This window comes from Nocardia sp. NPDC019323, from assembly GCF_044389845.1.
Lineage (GTDB): Bacteria > Actinomycetota > Actinomycetes > Mycobacteriales > Mycobacteriaceae > Nocardia > Nocardia implantans.
Window position 1 is genome coordinate 180,123 of sequence record NZ_JBIRYN010000001.1, and the last position, 17,720, is coordinate 197,842.

The 17,720-nt window shown below is 71.0% G+C and carries 18 protein-coding genes; 6 read left to right on the forward strand and 12 right to left on the reverse strand.

The genetic code is table 11. From position 1 onward, the window contains the following. Window positions 1-21 precede the first annotated feature (21 nt). From lnt to ACH49X_RS00800, 6 genes are all read right to left on the reverse strand, one after another. A complete protein-coding gene (gene lnt, locus ACH49X_RS00775; RefSeq protein ID WP_357208884.1) occupies window positions 22-1,692 on the reverse strand; it encodes an apolipoprotein N-acyltransferase in 1,671 nt (556 codons plus the stop codon). Between the two features lie 1,215 nt (window positions 1,693-2,907). Continuing rightward, window positions 2,908-4,506, reverse strand: coding sequence for an amidohydrolase (locus tag ACH49X_RS00780; RefSeq protein WP_195079984.1), 1,599 nt, complete (start codon window positions 4,504-4,506; stop codon window positions 2,908-2,910). A 40-nt stretch (window positions 4,507-4,546) separates the two neighbouring features. Then, window positions 4,547-4,801, reverse strand: a complete 255-nt coding sequence (locus ACH49X_RS00785; protein WP_195079985.1) for a ribbon-helix-helix protein, CopG family — start codon at window positions 4,799-4,801, stop codon at window positions 4,547-4,549. 56 nt (window positions 4,802-4,857) lie between these two features. Further along, complete coding sequence (locus tag ACH49X_RS00790; RefSeq protein ID WP_195079986.1) at window positions 4,858-5,340, reverse strand: FxsA family protein; 483 nt, start codon at window positions 5,338-5,340, stop codon at window positions 4,858-4,860. Between the two features lie 94 nt (window positions 5,341-5,434). Then, window positions 5,435-6,094 carry a response regulator transcription factor gene (locus tag ACH49X_RS00795; RefSeq protein WP_067807586.1) on the reverse strand — a complete coding sequence of 220 codons (660 nt, stop codon included), beginning with the start codon at window positions 6,092-6,094 and terminating at the stop codon, window positions 5,435-5,437. Window positions 6,095-6,228: 134 nt separating this feature from the next. After that, window positions 6,229-7,401, reverse strand: a complete 1,173-nt coding sequence (locus ACH49X_RS00800; protein ID WP_195079987.1) for a sensor histidine kinase — start codon at window positions 7,399-7,401, stop codon at window positions 6,229-6,231. A 90-nt stretch (window positions 7,402-7,491) separates the two neighbouring features. On the opposite strand from ACH49X_RS00800, the gene ACH49X_RS00805 reads away from it, so the two are divergent. Then, window positions 7,492-8,259: a TSUP family transporter gene (locus ACH49X_RS00805; protein ID WP_195079988.1), complete on the forward strand. Its 768-nt coding sequence runs from the start codon at window positions 7,492-7,494 to the stop codon at window positions 8,257-8,259. On the opposite strand, the gene ACH49X_RS00810 is transcribed toward ACH49X_RS00805, so the two are convergent. Beyond that, on the reverse strand, window positions 8,260-8,907 hold the full coding sequence (locus ACH49X_RS00810) for a TetR family transcriptional regulator (RefSeq protein WP_323124007.1): 648 nt from the start codon (window positions 8,905-8,907) through the stop codon (window positions 8,260-8,262). It abuts the gene before it with no gap. A 165-nt stretch (window positions 8,908-9,072) separates the two neighbouring features. Here ACH49X_RS00810 and ACH49X_RS00815 point away from each other — a divergent pair, with 165 nt between their 5' ends. Further along, the gene (locus ACH49X_RS00815; protein WP_397068524.1) at window positions 9,073-10,602 is read left to right on the forward strand and encodes a TldD/PmbA family protein; all 1,530 of its coding nucleotides are present in this window, start codon (window positions 9,073-9,075) and stop codon (window positions 10,600-10,602) included. A 68-nt stretch (window positions 10,603-10,670) separates the two neighbouring features. Further along, window positions 10,671-11,987, forward strand: coding sequence for a metallopeptidase TldD-related protein (locus tag ACH49X_RS00820; RefSeq protein WP_357208883.1), 1,317 nt, complete (start codon window positions 10,671-10,673; stop codon window positions 11,985-11,987). A 12-nt stretch (window positions 11,988-11,999) separates the two neighbouring features. Here the strand turns inward: ACH49X_RS00820 and ACH49X_RS00825 are convergent, their stop codons facing one another. Then, window positions 12,000-12,383: a PPOX class F420-dependent oxidoreductase gene (locus ACH49X_RS00825; RefSeq protein ID WP_195079990.1), complete on the reverse strand. Its 384-nt coding sequence runs from the start codon at window positions 12,381-12,383 to the stop codon at window positions 12,000-12,002. A 78-nt stretch (window positions 12,384-12,461) separates the two neighbouring features. After that, window positions 12,462-13,010: a PadR family transcriptional regulator gene (locus ACH49X_RS00830; protein ID WP_195079991.1), complete on the reverse strand. Its 549-nt coding sequence runs from the start codon at window positions 13,008-13,010 to the stop codon at window positions 12,462-12,464. Window positions 13,011-13,124: 114 nt separating this feature from the next. Here ACH49X_RS00830 and ACH49X_RS00835 point away from each other — a divergent pair, with 114 nt between their 5' ends. Beyond that, a complete protein-coding gene (locus ACH49X_RS00835; protein ID WP_357208841.1) occupies window positions 13,125-13,841 on the forward strand; it encodes a glyoxalase in 717 nt (238 codons plus the stop codon). A 4-nt stretch (window positions 13,842-13,845) separates the two neighbouring features. On the opposite strand, the gene map is transcribed toward ACH49X_RS00835, so the two are convergent. Further along, entirely contained in the window at window positions 13,846-14,610 is a 765-nt protein-coding gene (gene map / locus ACH49X_RS00840) for a type I methionyl aminopeptidase (RefSeq protein WP_357208839.1), read from the reverse strand. 102 nt (window positions 14,611-14,712) lie between these two features. On the opposite strand from map, the gene ACH49X_RS00845 reads away from it, so the two are divergent. Next, window positions 14,713-14,976 (forward strand): helix-turn-helix transcriptional regulator, encoded by a 264-nt coding sequence (locus ACH49X_RS00845; RefSeq protein WP_195079994.1) that lies wholly within the window; start codon window positions 14,713-14,715, stop codon window positions 14,974-14,976. Here the strand turns inward: ACH49X_RS00845 and ACH49X_RS00850 are convergent. Then, window positions 14,973-15,368 (reverse strand): PPOX class F420-dependent oxidoreductase, encoded by a 396-nt coding sequence (locus tag ACH49X_RS00850; protein WP_195079995.1) that lies wholly within the window; start codon window positions 15,366-15,368, stop codon window positions 14,973-14,975. The two genes, ACH49X_RS00845 and ACH49X_RS00850, sit on opposite strands and share 4 nt — an antisense overlap. A gap of 177 nt (window positions 15,369-15,545) precedes the next feature. Continuing rightward, a complete protein-coding gene (locus ACH49X_RS00855; RefSeq protein ID WP_357208837.1) occupies window positions 15,546-16,532 on the reverse strand; it encodes a putative sulfate exporter family transporter in 987 nt (328 codons plus the stop codon). A 117-nt stretch (window positions 16,533-16,649) separates the two neighbouring features. Between ACH49X_RS00855 and ACH49X_RS00860 the strand changes: the two genes are divergently transcribed. Further along, the gene (locus ACH49X_RS00860) at window positions 16,650-17,570 is read left to right on the forward strand and encodes a LysR substrate-binding domain-containing protein (RefSeq protein ID WP_357208835.1); all 921 of its coding nucleotides are present in this window, start codon (window positions 16,650-16,652) and stop codon (window positions 17,568-17,570) included. Window positions 17,571-17,720: the final 150 nt, after the last annotated feature.

Genomic DNA, 17,720 nt, shown 5'->3' on the forward strand with positions numbered 1-17,720 from the left:
TAAAAGCTCGTCCGGCTGGATCTATCGGTCGCCGACGACTTCACCGTCGGGGCGCGCGGATCGGCGCATGCGGACCCCGGCCAGTGCGGCGGCAGCCGTCAGGATAACGAAAATCCGCTCCGGTGCAGGGCCGATTCGTGTTGCGAGTGTGGCGTCGCTGCGCAACGGCAGCTCCGCGACCAGAGCGGCGGGCACGAACAACGCCGATTCCTGCCGCACGCTGCCGTCGGCGGCGATGATGGCGCTGACCCCCGACGTGGCCGCGACGACCAGCGCTCTGCCGTGCTCGACGGCGCGAACGCGGGACATGGCCAGCTGCTGATATGTCATCTCGGTGTCGCCGAAGGTCGCGTTGTTCGTCGGCACCGTCAGCAGTTGAGCGCCCGCGCGCATAGCGTCCTCGAACGATCGGTCGAAGGCCACCTCATAGCACGTCGCGACGCCGATGTCGATACCTGCCGCGTGCACAACTCCGTCACCATTTCCCGGCACGAAATATCCCGCGCGATCGGCGTATTCGGAGAAGAGCCGGAAGAAACTCCGCATCGGGAGATACTCACCGAAGGGCTGGATGATCTTCTTGTCGTGCCGTTCGCCCGGACCCGCCGCGCCGTTCCACACCATCACCGAATTCGTCGTGGTGTGATCCGCGTTGATCAGTACGGCACCGACCAGGATGGGTGCGCCGATCCGCTCGGAGGCCGCGGTGATCAGGGCGGCGGCGTCGGCGTTGCGCAGCGGATCGATGTCGGAGGAGTTCTCCGGCCAGATCACCATATCCGGATGCGGCGCGCGGCCCGCCGCCACCTCGTCGGCCAGTTCTTCGGTGCGCCGGACGTGGTTGTCCAGCACGGCTCGCCGCTGCTCGTTGAAGTCCAACCCGAGGCGAGGAACGCTGCCCTGGATCGCCGCGACCGTGACCGTCCGGTCGCCCGTGTCCGGGTCGGGCAGTGCGGATCGGAGCAGCAAGCCGCCGAGCGGCATGACCAGGACGGTGAAAGCCACAGCGGCGTATCCCAGTCGGGTTGCCGGGGCGGGCCGGCCCACGACGGCCGGCCCGGGCGCGCCGGAGCCGGGGACGGCGGTTTCGCGCCCGTCGGCCGCCGCGCACGCCGACCACAGCAAGGTCACCGCCGCGGCGATGCCGGTTCCGGTGAGCGCGACCGCGAACCCGACCAGCGGGGCGCCGCCGACCGCGGCCAGCGACAGGAACCAGCCGTCGGCCTGGCCGAATGCCAAACGGCCCCAGGGAAAACCACCGAAGGGGAAGCTCGATCTGCCCCACTCGGCCGCGGTCCAGGCAAGTGCCACCCACAGCGGCCAACCCGGCAGCACGCCGACGAGCCGGGCGAGCACACCGAATACGCCCAGGTAGACCGCGCAGGCGGTGGACAGCGCCAGCCACGGCAGCGGCCCGACGTAGATGCCGGTCCACGGCAGCAACGGGACGAAAAACGCCAGCCCCGTCAGCAATCCGTATCCGAAGCCAGCGCGCAGGCGGCCGTCACCGCGAACGACGAGGGTCAGCACCGCCACGCCCAAAGGCGCGAGGAACCACCACGGCCGGGGCGGGAAGCTGCCGAACAGCAACAGGCCCGAGGCCACCGCCGCCACCGATCGCGTCGCCACCGGATAACGGCGTACCACCGCGGACACCTGCCGCACCGACCCGAGCACCTGCTCCCGCACCATCACTCGGCCACTGTCCGCCATCGCACCGGCCACCGCCGGTCTGCCGTCGGCCACCCGACCGCCGATCGGCCCGCCACCGGAGCGCACCGCATCACGAACCACGGCCCAGTCGCAGCCGTGATATTTGTCACATGGAATACGAAGTCCGCCATACTCCGACTACGCACCCGAAACTCGGCGCACCAGCCGACCCGCGCCGACCCTGCGGCGAATCCGCCGCACACGATCGAACGGACGGTGGCGCGGCATGTGCCACCGCGGACCGCCGCACACGAATCGACCGATGTCCACTTGTTCATCGCCGGACGCCACCGGATCGTTAGCCACCGGTCGCCGGATATAGATTTTCCGGTCGCGCCGCGTCGAACGAACCGATCTCTTCCAGCCGTTTCACGCACACCAGCGATCTGCGAACCCGCCGGCCGAACAATCCGCCGCCGACCGGGCCACTGCCGCCGATTCTCGTCGGGCCAGAGATTGCCCGGAAATAGTCCGGCAAACGGAAAAGATCGAAACCTGGCACGCAGTGCCACTGCACACCACCATCGACGGACAGAAAACACTCGATACCGGATGTCTTTCGCCCGGTGTCGGAATGCGAGAAATTCCGACAAATACCCCGCAACCGGCACGCTGCCTATATGGTGTCGAGTCCGGCCATCGGGCGCGCACCCCCCAGCCGTTCTCGATCCACGTCCGAATCGCTCTCGGCGCCGATCACAGACCAGAAACCCGGTTACCGTCCTTCGCTCCGCGGGGACCGCGCCGCGGAACCAGCCGTTGCCGACTGCCGTCCAGAGATGCCCTGTGCCGGGAGCCGATCGATAGTCGATCGTCGACGAGCGATCATCCGACTGCCGTGGGACCCATCTGCGATCGACGTCGCGACACGGACACCCGGCCACAGCAGCCGACGACGGGGACTTCCAGCTGTCCCGGTGCCGCCCATGCGCGAGCGGCCGCCGAGCCGCCGCGAGCCCGGAGGCTACCGATGAACAGCCGGGCGAGGCCTGCCCGGACGAGCGGCGCAGCAGGGGCCGAGCGGAGGACGGCGCATCATCCGAACGTGGTGGCGAAGCTACGCCCGAGGCCCGCCCCGCATCCGCCCGCTCTGTGGACGCACGGCCGGGGCCATGCTGCTCACCAGCCGCATGACGCCACCGACTGCCGGGAACGGGACGGGCGGGAACCGTCGCGGGCTCCATCGACGCCCGCTCATTTCGCATAGATCGTCACTCCCCGGTGCACGGTGCGCAGGCAGGTGGGCAGTGGTGCGCCCGCTGCCAGCGCGGGCAATCCCGGGACGCGCGACCGGGGGTCGGTCGACCAGCGCTGCACCGAGTCGGCGGCCGCGGCGACGACGAGCTCGCCCGCATCCCAGACCGCGTAGGAAGCCGGCGCTCCCGGCACCAGGGTGCCCGCCACACCGTCGCGGACTCCGCCCGCCCGCCAGGCGCCGCGCGTGGCCGCGGCGAACGCGGCTCGCGGAGACAGGCCATGGCCGGGTGTGCGGTGCTCGGCGGCGGCACGCACCGCCGCCCACGGGTCCAGCGCGGTGACCGGCGCGTCGGAACCGATCGCCAGAGCCACGCCCGCGGAGGCCATGGCGGCGAACGGGTTCAGCGCCGCGGCGCGCTCGGCGCCGAGCCGAGCCGCGTACATGCCGGCGGGGCCGCCCCACGCGGCGTCGAAGCCCGGCTGCACGCTGGCGATCACACCCCAGCGAGCCAACCGGGCGATGTGCTCGCCGTCGAGGAGTTCGGCGTGTTCGACGCGATGCCCGAGCGCGGCCACGGCGGGGCCGCCGAGTTCGGCGACCACCCGTTCGATCCCGGCCACCACGGCGTCCATCGCGGCGTCGCCGATCACGTGGAATCCGGCCTGGATACCCGCGACCGTGCAGGCGCGGACGTGGTCCGCGATCGCGTCGGCATCCAGATAGCTTCGGCCGCAACCGGATCCGTCCATGTAGGGCGCGCGCAGCCAGGCGGTGCGCGATCCGAAGGAGCCGTCGACGAACAGGTCGCCGCCGAGTGCGTGCACGCCGAGGTCATCGATCAGGGCACGGGCCTGCTCGGCGCTGCGCACCGCCTCACCCCAATAGGCCCGCACCTGGACGCCGTGCTCGAATTCGAGCAGTTCGCGGACGTCGGCGCGGCCCGCGATCTCGGGGCCCGCGCATTCGTGGACCGCGACGACACCATGCGCGGCGGCGTGGTCCAGCGCCGCGGCGCGCGCTCGATCCCGTTGCGCCCGGGACAGTCCCGCCATCGCGGCCGCGCGCACCACGTGGTGGGCGGCGGCGCGCACGGGCTCGCCGCGGGTGAAGCCGTCGGTCGCCGCCAGCTCGGGCAGCGTGTCCAGCAGCGCCGAGGACGCCACCGCGGAGTGGGCGTCCACGCGCGAGAGGTAGACGTGCCTGCCCGCCCCCGCCGCCGCGTCGATCTCATCGACGGTGGGCGGCCGTCGCTCCGGCCAGGCGGTCTCGTCCCAGCCGTCGCCCAGTACCGCGCCGTCGGGGTGTGCCGCGGCGAACTCGCGCAGCAGCCGCAGGCAGTGCTCCAGCGACCGGGCGGCCGACAGGTCGAGCCCGGTCAGCTTCAAGCCCAGCGCGGTGACGTGCACGTGCGGATCGACGAACGCAGGCGCGACGAAGGCGCCGTCGAGATCGACGATCTCGGCGTCCGGATGCAGCGCGCGGCCTGGTTGCTCGGCGCCCAGCCAGACCACGGTCCCGTCGCTCACCGCCATCGCCGTGGCGTCGGGTGAACTGGCACTGTAGAAACGACCGCCGATCAGCAACTGGGTACTCACGAGGCACCAGTCTGCCCCATGCCTGATCCGGCGGTTCCGGTCAGCCGTTCAGTACGGGATGGTGAGCCGAGTCCTCCGGCTGCGCCAGCACGGCCATCACCTCCGCGTACTCCGGCGGCGCACCACCGGTTGCCCCGGCCGGGGCGGGCAGGCAGCCCGCCTCGACGGCGATCAGCTCCAGCCGCAGCGCCGCGGCCGTGAATCCGGAAATCGACTGTCCCGCAGCGGCCGCCGCTCGTTTCACCGCGGCGGCCAGCTCCTCGCTCACCGTCACGGTGAGTTGCTCGGTGGCCATCGCGTCACGATAGTCCTTCGCGGCCTTGCGCGGAACCGGGTACGCCGGGGTTCGGTTCAGGACGAGGTGAGCGGGCGGCGCGCGTTGCCCTGGCCGTCGTCGTACCACTGCCCCACGACGACACCGTCCACCACGTCGCCGCCGTCGACGACCACCCCGCGGTAGGGCGCGGCCGCCACCAGCCTGCGGAAGCGCCGCGCGGCGAAAGCCGCGAGCACGGGACGCGCCAGCAACCGCGTGGGCGGCAGCAGCAGGAGCAGACCGAACAGCGAGGTGACCAGGCCGGGCACGAACATCAGCACACCGCCCGCCGCGACCATGGCGCCGTCCGCGACGGCGGTGCCCGGCGCGACCTCGCCGCGCGCGGCCCGGCGGAACTGCTCGAACACCCGCCGCCCCTGCGCGCCGACCAGCAGCATGCCCGCGCCCGATCCGGCGATCAGCAGCAGTACGGCGGGCAGCGCGCCGATCAGCTGGCCGACCGCGACCAGCGCGGTGACTTCCACGACGAGGTAGAGCACGAACAACAAGGCGGGCATGGGCGATCCTTTCGGACGATCTACCCGGTCAACGTCCCGCGCCCGGCTTTTTCTCCCCGCCGCACCTGATAGGTCGCTGTGAGCGTCGCCGCCTTCAGCCGCCCGGCCGCACGAGCCCGGTCTCGTACGCCAGCACCACCGCCTGAACGCGATCGCGCAGGCCGAGTTTGGTGAGCACGCGGCCCACGTGCGTCTTGACCGTGGCCTCCGAAAGGTACAACTGCTCGGCGATCTCCGCGTTGGACCGTCCGGCCGCGATCTGCTCGAGCACTTCACGCTCACGGGCGGTGAGCACGTCGAGCACGCCCGGATCGCGGGTGCGCGCCGGGTCCTCCGCGATGAGCCGGTCCAGCAGGCGTTTGGTGACCTTCGGCGACACCACGGCGTCACCGGCGGCGACGCTGCGGATGGCCGAGACGAGATCTTCCGGCGGGGTGTCCTTCAACAGGAATCCGCTCGCCCCCGCCCGCAGCGCGCCGAGCGCGTGCTCGTCGAGATCGAAGGTCGTCATGACGAGCACCCGGCTGCCGTGCCCGGCCTCCACGATGCGGGTGGTGGCGACGACCCCGTCCACCACCGGCATCCGAACGTCCATCAACACCACGTCGGGTCGCAGTTCCGCCGCCGTGGTGACCGCGGCGGCGCCGTTGGCCGCCTCGCCGATCACTTCGATGTCGGGGTGCGCGCCGAGCACCATCTTCAATCCCATCCGCATGAGTTCCTGGTCATCGACGACGAGCACGGTGATCGGCACGTTCCCCAATGTAACGTGGCCGCGCCGGCGCGCCGGGCGGGGCGTCTGCGCGGCGGTCTCGCGCATTCGGTCGATGTGATCCCGAAAACGTTTTGCTACAACGAATTTCGTGTCACTCGCAGCTGACGACCGGCTCAGTCCGCCGGGTCGGACCGCAGCGGGATCCTGGCGTGCACCCGCCACGCTCCGTCGGCGTCACGGCCGGCGTCCAGGCTGCCGCCGAGCACCGCGACGCGTTCGCGCATCCCGACCAGACCGAGCCCGCTGCCCTGGATGCGCGCGCCCGGCTCGAGCGGCGGGACACCACCGGTGTCGGTGACGTCGATCAGCACGTCGGCATCGGTGCGGCGCACCCGCACCCACGCCTTCGGGTGCGGCCCGGCATGCCGCAGCGTGTTGGTCAGCGATTCCTGCACGATGCGGTGCACGCCGAGACTGACCTCCGGCGCGATGTCGTCGAGCTCGCCGGTCAATTCCAGCTCGACGGCCAGACCGGTGCCGCGCATCATCTCCACGACCTTGGCGATGCCCGCGGTGCCGTGCTGGGGCAACTGGTCGGGCGCGTGCTCGGTGCGCAGCAGGGCCACGGTCCGGCGCAGTTCGCGCAGCGCCTCCCGGCCGGTGCTCGCGATGGTGGTGAGCGCCTGCTCGGCCGCGTCCGGGTCGCGGCGCAGCGCGTACTTGGCCCCGTCGGCCTGCACGATGATCACGCTCACCGCGTGGGCCACCACATCGTGCAGTTCCCGCGCGATGCGGGTGCGTTCGGCCGCGACCGCGTCGTGCGCGCGACGCTCCTTGTCGTAATCGGCGACCGCGAGCCGGGCCGCCACCTCGGCGTCGTAGGCGTGCCGCGCGCCGATGAACTCCGCGAGCGTCCAGCACAAGGCGTAGAACATGGCGGTGAACACGCTGTCGGACCCGGCGGGCTTGCCGATCGCGACGATCGAGAGCACGAGATCCACCACCAGGCCGAGCGCGTACCACAGGCCGTCCCGCCTGCCGACGTAGGCGACCAGCGTGTACAGCATGATGCCGTGCGCCAGCTGCCCGATGTGGTCGGCGTCGTCCTGGAAGACGAAGCCCACCAGCGTCTGCGTCAGCGACAACGCCAAGGTGGCCGCAGCCATGGCCCGGGGGTACACCCGCCGCAGCGCCAGCGGTAGCGGCAGCAGCACACCGACGGCCAGATAGGCGAGCTTGTTGTGCGCGTTGCCCACACCGATGATCTCCAGCACCACGAAGATCGCCGCCAGCACCGAATCGGCCACGACGGGCTTGCCCCGGAGCCACAGACTGAAACGACGCACGGGGATCAGGGTAGGTGCGCCCGGTGGACGGGTGACTCTCCCCGTGGGCACCCGGCGCGGTCCGGACCCGGGATCTGGTTGTCTGGCCGGGTGCAGATCGGAGACTGGGCGGTTTTGTTGACGGCGGCGACGGCCGCGGGCTGGGTGGACGCGGTGGTGGGCGGCGGCGGGCTGATCGTGCTGCCGACCCTGTTCGTGGTCGCCCCCGGTATCGCGCCCCAGACCGCGCTGGGGACCAACAAGCTCGCCGCGGTCGCCGGGACGAGCGCCTCGGTGCTCACCTTCGCGCGCAAGGTGCCGATGCGCTGGCGGCTCCTGCTGCCCGCGGCGGTCATCGCGGCGGTGGCGGCGGCGCTCGGCGCGGCCGCGGTCTCGCTGATCGACCGGGAGCTGTTCATTCCGATCGTCATGGTGGTGCTGGTCGGCGTCGCGGTGTTCGTCACGCTGCGTCCCTCGATCGGGGTCACCCTGGCCACGCAGCCACCGAGTAGACGGAAGGTCGTCCTCACGGTGGCGCTGGCGGCGGGGTTGATCGGCTGCTACGACGGCCTGCTCGGGCCCGGTACCGGAACGTTCCTGATCATCACCTTCGCGACCCTGCTCGGCACCGAGTTCGTGCGGGCAGCCGCCATGGCCAAGGTGATCAACTGCGGCTCCAACCTCGGCGCTCTGGTCTTCTTCGGCGCGACCGGGCACATCCTCTTCGCGCTCGGCGCCGCGATGGCCGTCGCGAACGTCTTGGGCGCCGTGGTCGGCGCGCGCATGGCGCTGCGCAAGGGCGCCGAATTCGTCCGCGTCGTGCTGCTGGTGGTGGTGATCGGGATGGTGCTGCGGCTGGGCTGGCAGCAGTTCGGCTGATCAGCCCACCGGTTGCGCGTGATGGGAGGCCAGCCACGGTTGCAGCACCCGCGAGGTGGTCTCGTGGATCTCGCGTTGCAGGCGCTCGCCGTCCTCCGCACCCGCCACCGGCCGCTGGAACAGGACCGTCAGCGCGCCGGACACGGCGCCGACGACCGCGCCGACCAGAGCGGCGGCCCCGACCTCGTCGAGCTCGGCGGGGAACGCCTTGTGCAACTGCCTGGCGATCTCACGCTGGGTGACCAGCTGGGCGTGCGCGGCGCGACCGCTCACCGCGGGCACGGTCCGCGAGACCTGGGCGCGCAGCGCGCCGATCCTGGCGTGGAGATCGTCGACGAGATGCTCGCCGGGATTGTCCCCGGCCGCGCGCAAGGCGCGCAGCATGACCTCCACCGGCCGTTCGCCAGGACGCCTGCTGGCGATCGCCGCCACCGCGGCGCGCACCCGCTCGTCGGATTCCGGGAAGAGCAGCTCTTCCTTGCTGGCGAAGTAGTTGAAGAACGTGCGCGTGCCGACGTCCGCCGCCGCGGCGATGTCGGCCACCGTGGTCTCCTCGTAGCCGTTCGTCTCGAACAGCTCGGCTGCGGCTTCCAGGATGGCTCGGCGGGTACGTTCGCGTTTACGGTCACGGAGGGCGGATGGCGGCACGCGGGCACAGTACGGCATCCGGCGAGCAACACGCGGTAAGGCCGAGTGTCGCGCGCGCCGTTCCCGAGGCGCGACTACGCATTCCGGGCAAATCTGCATGCGATGCGCTTTCGCACGGCGTGTACTCACCGCGCACACGCGGCGGGACCGACTAGGTTGGGGCCGGTGAGCATCGCGACTTCCAGAGACGTGGACGCCGAGTTCCTCGACCTGCCGCTGGCCGCGCTCGCCGACGCCGCATTGGCCTCGGCCACCGCGGCCGGCGCCGAGCACGCCGACCTGCGGGTGCACCGCCTGGTGACGCAATCGATCCGGTTGCGCGACGGGCGGGTCGAGGCCGTCACCGACAGCACCGAACTCGGTTTCGCCGTCCGGGTGATCGTGGACGGCACGTGGGGTTTCGCCTCGCACGCCGCGCTCACTCCCGATACCGCCGCCGAAGTGGCGCGCACCGCCGTCACAGTCGCGACCACGCTGCGGGCGCTCAACCGCGAACGCGTCGAACTGGCCGACGAGCCGCGTTACGCCGGCGCGCGCTGGGTGTCGGCCTACGACATCGACCCGTTCGCCGTGCCGACCGGCGAGAAAGTCGCGCTGCTGCAGGACTACTCGGAGCGCCTGTCGCACGCCGACGGGGTGGATCACGTCACCGCGAACATGTTGCAGGTCAAGGAGCAGACCTTCTACGCCGACACCGCGGGGTCGGCGATCACCCAGCAACGGGTGCGGCTGCACCCGAGCCTGGAGGCGATCACGGTGGACGCTTCCGCCGGGGTGTTCGAGTCCATGCGCACGCTGGCCGCACCGGTCGGCCGCGGCTGGGAGTACGTCACCGGAGCCGACGGGGTGTGGGACTGGGACGGCGAGCTCGCCCGGATTCCGGAGTGGCTGGCCGAGAAGGTGAAAGCGCCCAGCGTGCAGGCCGGGCCGACCGACCTCGTCATCGATCCGACGAACCTGTGGCTGACCATCCACGAATCGATCGGCCACGCCACCGAGTACGACCGGGCCATCGGCTACGAATCCGCCTACGCGGGCACCTCTTTCGCCACGCCGGATCAGCTCGGGTCGCTGCGCTACGGCACGCCGATCATGCACGTGACCGGCGACCGCACCCAGGAGCACGGGTTGGCCACGGTCGGCTACGACGACGAGGGCGTGGCCGGGCAGCGCTGGGATCTGGTCCGCGACGGCGTCCTGGTCGGCTATCAACTGGACCGGGTGTTCGCGCCGCGCCTGGGCCTGCAGCGGTCCAACGGCTGCTCCTACGCCGACTCGGCGCATCACGTGCCGATCCAGCGGATGGCCAACGTGTCGCTGCAACCGGACCCCGACCGCGACACCAGCACCGAGGAGCTCATCTCCCGCGTGGACGACGGTCTCTACATCGTCGGCGACCGGTCGTGGTCGATCGACATGCAGCGCTACAACTTCCAGTTCACCGGCCAGCGATTCTTCCGCATCCGCGGCGGCAAGCTCGACGGCCAGGTGCGCGACGTCGCCTACCAGGCCACCACCACCGATTTCTGGGGCGCGATGGAAGCGGTCGGCGGCCCGTCGACCTGGCAGCTCGGCGGCGCGTTCAACTGCGGGAAAGCGCAGCCGGGCCAGGTCGCCGCGGTCAGCCACGGCTGCCCGTCGATCCTGGTGCGCGGCGTCAACATTCTCAACACCCGGACGGAGGCAGGCCAGTGAGCGGCGATCTGTTCCCCGCCGGGGCCACCGTGGAGCGCGCGCTGGCGCTGTCCCGCGCCGACGAGGCGATGGTGATAGTCCGCGACGAGCACGAGGCCTCGCTGCGCTGGGCGGGCAATTCCATGACCACCAACGGGTCGTCGGTGTCCCGCAACTGGGCGGTGATCTCGGTGTTCCGCGACGGCCCCACCCTGGCCCGCGTCGGCACCATCGCCTCGACCAGCGTCGACCCCGACGACATCGAGGCCGTCGTGCGCGCCAGCGAGGAGGCCGCGCGCGGCGCCGAACCCGCGCGGGACGCGATGCCGCTGCTGGAGCCCGACGCCGTCGACGACGACTGGAGCGCCCCCGCGGATGGCACCGGCATCGAGGTGTTCACCGACCTGGCCGAAGGCTTGTCCGCCGGATTCGACAGCGCCGACCGCCTCTACGGCTTCGCCCACCATCAGATGCACACCACCTGGCTCGGCACGTCGACCGGCATCCGGCGCCGCTTCGTGCAACCCACCGGTTCGGTGGAGATCAACGGCAAACGCGGCGAGGGCGCGGATCTGGCCAGCGCGTGGGTCGGGGTGGGTACCGCGGACTTCACCGACGTCGACGTCTCCGGCCTGCTCGCGGACCTGTCGCGCCGCCTCGACTGGGCCGAACGGAAGATCGAGCTGCCCGCGGGCCGTTACGAGACGCTGCTGCCGCCCTCCGCCGTGGCCGATCTGATGATCTACCTGGCCTGGTCGATGGAGGGCAGGGGCGCGCACGAAGGTCATACCGCGTTCGCGCGTGGCGGCGGGACCCGGGTCGGCGAGCGACTGAGCGAAATCCCCCTCACGCTCTACTCGGATCCGCACGCGCCGGGGCTGGAATACCAGCCCTTCGTCGCGACGACCGCGTCGTCGGAATCGATGTCGGTGTTCGACAACGGCCTGACCGCCGAACGCGTCGACTGGCTGCGCGACGGCGTGATCTCCGCGCTGATCTACCCGCGGGCCACCGCCACCGAATTCGGCGCGCCCGCCACGGTTCCCGGCGACAACCTGCTGCTCACCGGCGGTTCGCAGGCCACCATCGACGACATGATCGCGCGTACCGAGCGCGGCTTGCTGTTGACCACCCTGTGGTACATCCGTGAGGTCGATCCGGCGACGCTGCTGCTCACCGGCCTCACCAGGGACGGGGTGTATCTCGTGGAGAACGGCGAGGTCACCGCCGCGGTGAACAACTTCCGGTTCAACGAGAGCCCGCTGGATCTGCTGCGGCGGGTGAGCGAGGCGGGCGCGACCGAGCTCACGCTGCCGCGGGAATGGAAGGACTGGTTCACCCGGACCGCGATGCCGCCCTTGCGGATTCCGGACTTCCACATGTCCTCGGTCAGCCAGGCGACCTGAGCGCGGCCGGGCTCAGGCGGCGGGGCTGATCTCGATGCCGATGGTCCCCGACTTGCCGCGCCGCAGATTGCTGCCGAGGATGACCAGGGGACCGGTGAGCCAGTATTTGCGCCGCAGCAGCTTGCGCACCCGCTCCGTGCCCTCGGCATCGAGGATCCGGCCGGTTCCCTCGATCACCGCACCGTGCGGCTTGCCGGTCGCGCTGCACGGTTGCACGGTGACCGCCGGATTGCGGCGCAGGCGCTTGACCTTCCAGCTGTCGGTCACGGTCCAGACATACAGTTTGCCGTTTTCGGACACCGCCCACACGGCGGTGCCGACGGGCGTCCCGTCCTTGCGGAAGGTGGTCAGCAGCACGTAGTCGGCCTCGGCGACGGCGTCCAGCGAATTCGTCATGCGGGCAGCGTATCCCGCATCCTCGCGCGGCGAGCGACCCGGGAAAGGCGGCCGATTCGCGCGCCGGGCGCCGGATATTCACTCCGGCATCCGGTACTCCCCCGCTTCCAGGCGCGCCAGCACTCCGTCGGTCCAGTTCGACAGATTCTCGAAGACGCCGCTCCACAGCTCCAGCAAGTCGGTCGCGTGCGGCGCTTCGTACCGCCCGGGGAAGTCCGGGATCATGGCCAGCAGGTCGGCCCGCACCTGCGCGCTGCGGCGGCGCTGCTCACGCAATTTCGCGATGACGTGCGCCCGCGGCAGCGCGTCCATGAAGGCGATGGCAGCGCCCAGCTCCTCCATGTCGACGCTGACCAGCGCCTCGTCCATGAGCAGGCGGAATTCGGCCTCCCCCGCCTCGGTCAGCTCGAACAGCGTACGCCCCGGGCCTCGGTCGCTGGCCTCGGTGGCGAACGCGCTCAATTTGCCTTCCCGCGTGAGCTGCTTGAGGGCGTGATAGATCGAGCCGGGCTTGACGTTCGTCCACGTTTCGGCCCGCCAGGACAGCAGTTCCTGGCGCACCGCGTAGCCGTGCACGGGCTGGCGCAGGCGCATCACCCCCAGCACGAGCAGGCGAACCACCGACACCGCGCACTCCTTTCACTCCGGGATCGCATAGTAGTCAAGTTTGACTTCCAGCGGTGACCGGCCCTACGTTGGTAACTAATCAAATTTGACTACCACGGCGATCGGGAGTTTTTCATGGCCGACACGGCGGTGCCGCAACTGTGGACCGGTGACCTGACCGGCACGCTGGACTTCTACCGGACACTGGGCTACACGGTCACCCACGAACAGACCCGCCCCTACGTCTACGGCGCGGTGGAAGACCACGGCTGCGCCCTGCACTTCGTGCCCGCGCCGAAGGACGCAGACATCCCGGCCGAACGTGCCGGTTGCATCGTGCTGGTCGACGACGTCGCGGGCAGGCATCAGGCCTTCACCGCGGCGCTGCGCAGCCGCTACGGAAAGGTGCCCGCGAAGGGACTGCCGCGCATCACCCGGTTCCGGCCGGGGCAGTCCCGCTTCACCGTCATCGATCCGGCGGGCAACCAGGTGATCTACATCCAGCGCGACGAGCCCCCCGAGGTGGAGTACGGCGGGTCGAAAGAGCTGGACGGACTGGCCAGAGTGCTGGACAACGCCCGCATCCTGCGCGATTTCAAGAACGACGACAAGGCCGCGTTCCGCGTGCTCGAGGTCGGCCTCGGCCGGTTCCGCGCCGAGGCGCCCCGGCTCGACGTGGCGCGCGCCCTGGCGGCACTCGCGGAGCTGGCCGTCGCGACCGGCGACCCGGACGGCCCCGGCCGATTCCGGACACGGTTGCGAGCGATGGGGCTGTCCACTGACGAGCGCGCGTCCATCGCCGACGAGCTGCGCGCCTCCGATGACCTGTCCGCGTGGCTGTCGGAGGCATAGCGGGTCAGGCCGCGGTCAGCACCTGCGGCCCGTCCGGTGTGATCGCGACGGTGTGCTCGGAGTGCGCGGTGCGGGAGCCGTCGGCCGAACGGATGGTCCAGCCGTCGGGATCGGTGACGATGCGGTCGGTCGTGCGCGCGAACCACGGTTCGATCGCGATGGTGAGCCCGGGGCGCAACCGGTAGCCGCGCCCCGGGCGGCCGTCGTTGGGCACATGCGGGTCCTCGTGCATGGTGCGGCCCAGGCCGTGACCGCCGAATTCGGTGTTCACCGGATAGCCGTACGCGCGCGCCACCTCGGCGATGGCGGCGGAGATGTCGCCGATGCGGTTGCCCGGCAGCGCGACCGCGATCGCCGCCGCCAGCGCCTCCTCGGTCGCCCGCACCAGCCGCACGTCCTCCGCCGCGGCCGAGCCGACCACGACCGTGGTCGCCGCGTCCGCGACCCAGCCCTCGACGCCGACCGCGAGGTCCATGCTCAGCACGTCGCCGTCACGCAGCGCGTAGTCGAACGGAAGGCCGTGCAGCACAGCGTCGTTCACCGACAGGCAAACGGTGTTGCGAAACGGTCCGCGCCCGAACGATGGCGCGTAGTCCCAGTAGCAGGACTGGGCGCCGCGCTCGCGGATGCGTTCGCGGACATGGGCTTCCAGGTCGAACAGGTTCACGCCCACCCGCGCCCGCTCGCGCAACTCGGCGAGCACGTCGGCGACGAAGCGCCCCGCCACTCGCATCCGCTCGATCTCGGCGGGGCTTTTCAACTCGACCATCATTCCTCCAGTAAGCCGGTATTTTAATACCACCCTACTGGCGACGGTATTTTTATACCAATCCGTCTTGCGGCATCCGACCGCCGTCCGTAGCCTGAGCGCATGGTCCGCCTCCCGTTGACTCCCGCGCAGATCGAAGCGGGCCGCCGCCTCGGCTCCGCCCTGCGCGCGGCCCGGGCGGACCGCGAGCTCACCGACGTCGCCCGCGCCGCGGGCATCTCACCGGAGACGCTGCGCAAGATCGAGACCGGCCGGTTGCCCTCCCCCGCTTTCGGCACCGTGGTAGCACTGGCGCAGACGCTGTCGCTCCCGCTCGAGGTTCTGGCGGACATCTGGCGCTCGGCGGCACTGGCCGAGTCGGCTTAGGCCGGATCGCCCGCTGCCTTCGGAGCGATCGCGATCCCGACGGAAGCGTCCGCGCCGCGCAGCAGCTTGTGCCCGCGAATGGCGAGCTTGCCGATGATGCCGTACTTGTTCGCGACCACATCGCGCACGCGCTGCGTGCCCGCCGCGTCGAGAATGCGCGCGCTGCCCGCCAGCACCTCCTGCCCCGTCGGCCGTCCGCGCCCATCGCAGATCTGCAGCGCGACGTCCGGATTGCGGCGAATCCGCTTGACCTTGCCTGCCCCCGCATTGGTCCACACGACGATCCGGTCACCATCGGGAGCCACCCAGACGGGCGTGCCGACCGGCGTCCCGTCCTTCCTGAAGGTCGTCAGCCGCACATACTTGCTCTGACTCATCTCGTTCCACGTCATAGGGAAACGGTAGGCCTGCGCAGCAGCGACGACATCCGATCGCGGAACGGTTCGTCATTACGCCTACGGACGTAGACACAAGAGGCAGTCCATCGGCCCGGACGAGCCGGTGCCACGCCGAGATCGATATCGGCAAGCCCACGATCCGATGAACGGCACCATCGGGATGATGAGCACTCACCGCCAGCCGGTGGCGAATTGCAGGGCCAGGCTGGAGGTCGCGAGAACGACGGAGAGGATGCCGCCGAACAACAGGGGGCGGTGGCCTGCGGCGCGGAGGCCCTGCGGCGTGAGGGTGGCGCCGACGGCGGCCAGGGCGGCGGCGATCAGCCAGGCGCTGAGGTGACCGAGGGCGGCCGTCCACGACGACGGGACCACACCGGTGGCGGCGAGGACCGACGCGGCCAGGAACAACACCACGAACAGCGGGATGGTGCGCCACAGCGGCGTGCCGCCGGAGTCGTCCCCGGCTCCGAGCCGCAATCCGACGCACAGCGGGATGATCGCCAGGCTGCGGACCACCTTGACGACGACGGCGAACTGCGCGGCGGCGCAGCCGTAGGCCACTGCGGCGGCGAGCACCGAGGACGTGTCGTTGATGGCGGTGCCCGCCCACAGGCCGAATGCCTCATCGGACATGCCGAGCAGGTGGCCGAGCGGCGGATAAGCCAGCACCGCAAGCACATTGAAGACGAAGATGGTGCCCGTAGCGTAGGCAACGCGATCGCGATCGGGTTTGATGACCACGGTGGCGGCGGCGATCGCGGAGGCGCCGCAGATGGTGGTGCCCACGGCGACCAGGATGGCGGACTCCCGGTCCAGGGCCAGCAGTCTGCCGACGACCAGCGCGGCCAGCCCGCCGACGAGCAGGGTGCCGACCAGCACGACCATCGTGCCGCGGCCGACGCCGAGCACCGCGCCGACCGGCAAACCGAGACCGAGCAGGGCGATGGCGGCGCCGAGCAGTCGCTGCTGAGCCGAGGCCAGCCCCGGAGCGAAGCGCTCGGCGCCGGCGCGGCGCGCGACCAGGCCGAACGCCGCGCCACCGGCCAGTGCGAGCACGGGCACGCCGAGGACGGGCCACACCGTGCCCAGGAAAGTCGCGGCGGTGGCGAGCCCGGCCGCCGCCAGCAGGCCCGGACCGTGCGAGCGAAGATGCGTCATCTCGACAACGATCGCGGCAGACCGTCCATCGAGGTAGCCGTCGATCGGACAGCACCTCATAAGCCGCGCTGATGGGGTGCGGCATGCCGCGCCACCCCCACCGCCCATAATCTGCCCATGACGCTGCCGCCGGGAACACCCGATCTGGAGGTGCTCGACCTGCTCGTCTCCGTCGCGGAGCTGGGCAGTCTCGGCGCGGCCGCGCGCAGGCACGGCATCAGCCAGCCCGCCGCGAGCATGCGCATCAGCGCCCTGGAACGACGGCTCCGGCTGCGGCTGCTCGACCGCGGCCCGACCGGATCGGCGCTCACCGACGCGGGGCGCGCGGTCGTCGGGCACGCGCGACCGGTGCTCGAGGCAGCGCGGGCCTTCGGCGCGGGTGTGGCCGCCCTGCACGCCGCTGCGGTGCCGCGGCTGCGGATCGCCGCGTCGAAGACCATCGCCGACCATCGAATGCCTCGGTGGCTGAACGCTTTACGTGAGCAATACCCCGAGGTGGGGATCTCCCTCGAAGTCGACAACACCCGGCGAGTGGAGGAACTGGTCCGCGACGCCCGGGCGGACATCGGTTTCGTCGAGGGGCCGCACCCGCCGCCAGGCTTGGGCAGCCGGGTGCTCGGCACGGACGAACTCGTCGTCGTGGTGGCGCCGGGCCATCCGTGGGCCCGCCGCCGACGACCGGTCACGTTGCGCGAGCTCGCCACCACTCCCCTACTGTGGCGCGAGCCCGGGTCCGGCACCCGAGACACCGTCTGGGAAATACTGGGGGCGGAGTGTCAGCCCGCCCGCCCCGCGGCGGAACTGGGCTCGGCGGCGGCCATCGTCGCGTCGGCCCGGGCCGGGGCCGCACCCGCGGTGCTGAGCCGGTTGATCGCGGAAGCCGATCTGCACAGTGGCGCCCTGGTGGCGGTGAAGACCGCGGATTCCGTCGTCCTCACCCGCAAGTTCCGCGCCATCTGGCGTCGTCGATCGCCCCCGGCCGGACCGGCGGAACTGCTGGCGCGGTGTGCGGCGAACGACGGCGGTGCGAGCGACTAGTGTCCCACCGTTCGTTCCTGCGGCGTCTCGGCGCCAGGGCCGGCGACCGCGACTCGTATTCGCGCGGGACCGGGCTCATGCCCGCCGGATCCGCATGTCGCGAGCGAGGACCGGTGCGGTCGCTCCGGCGACCGTCCGCCGGCCATGCCG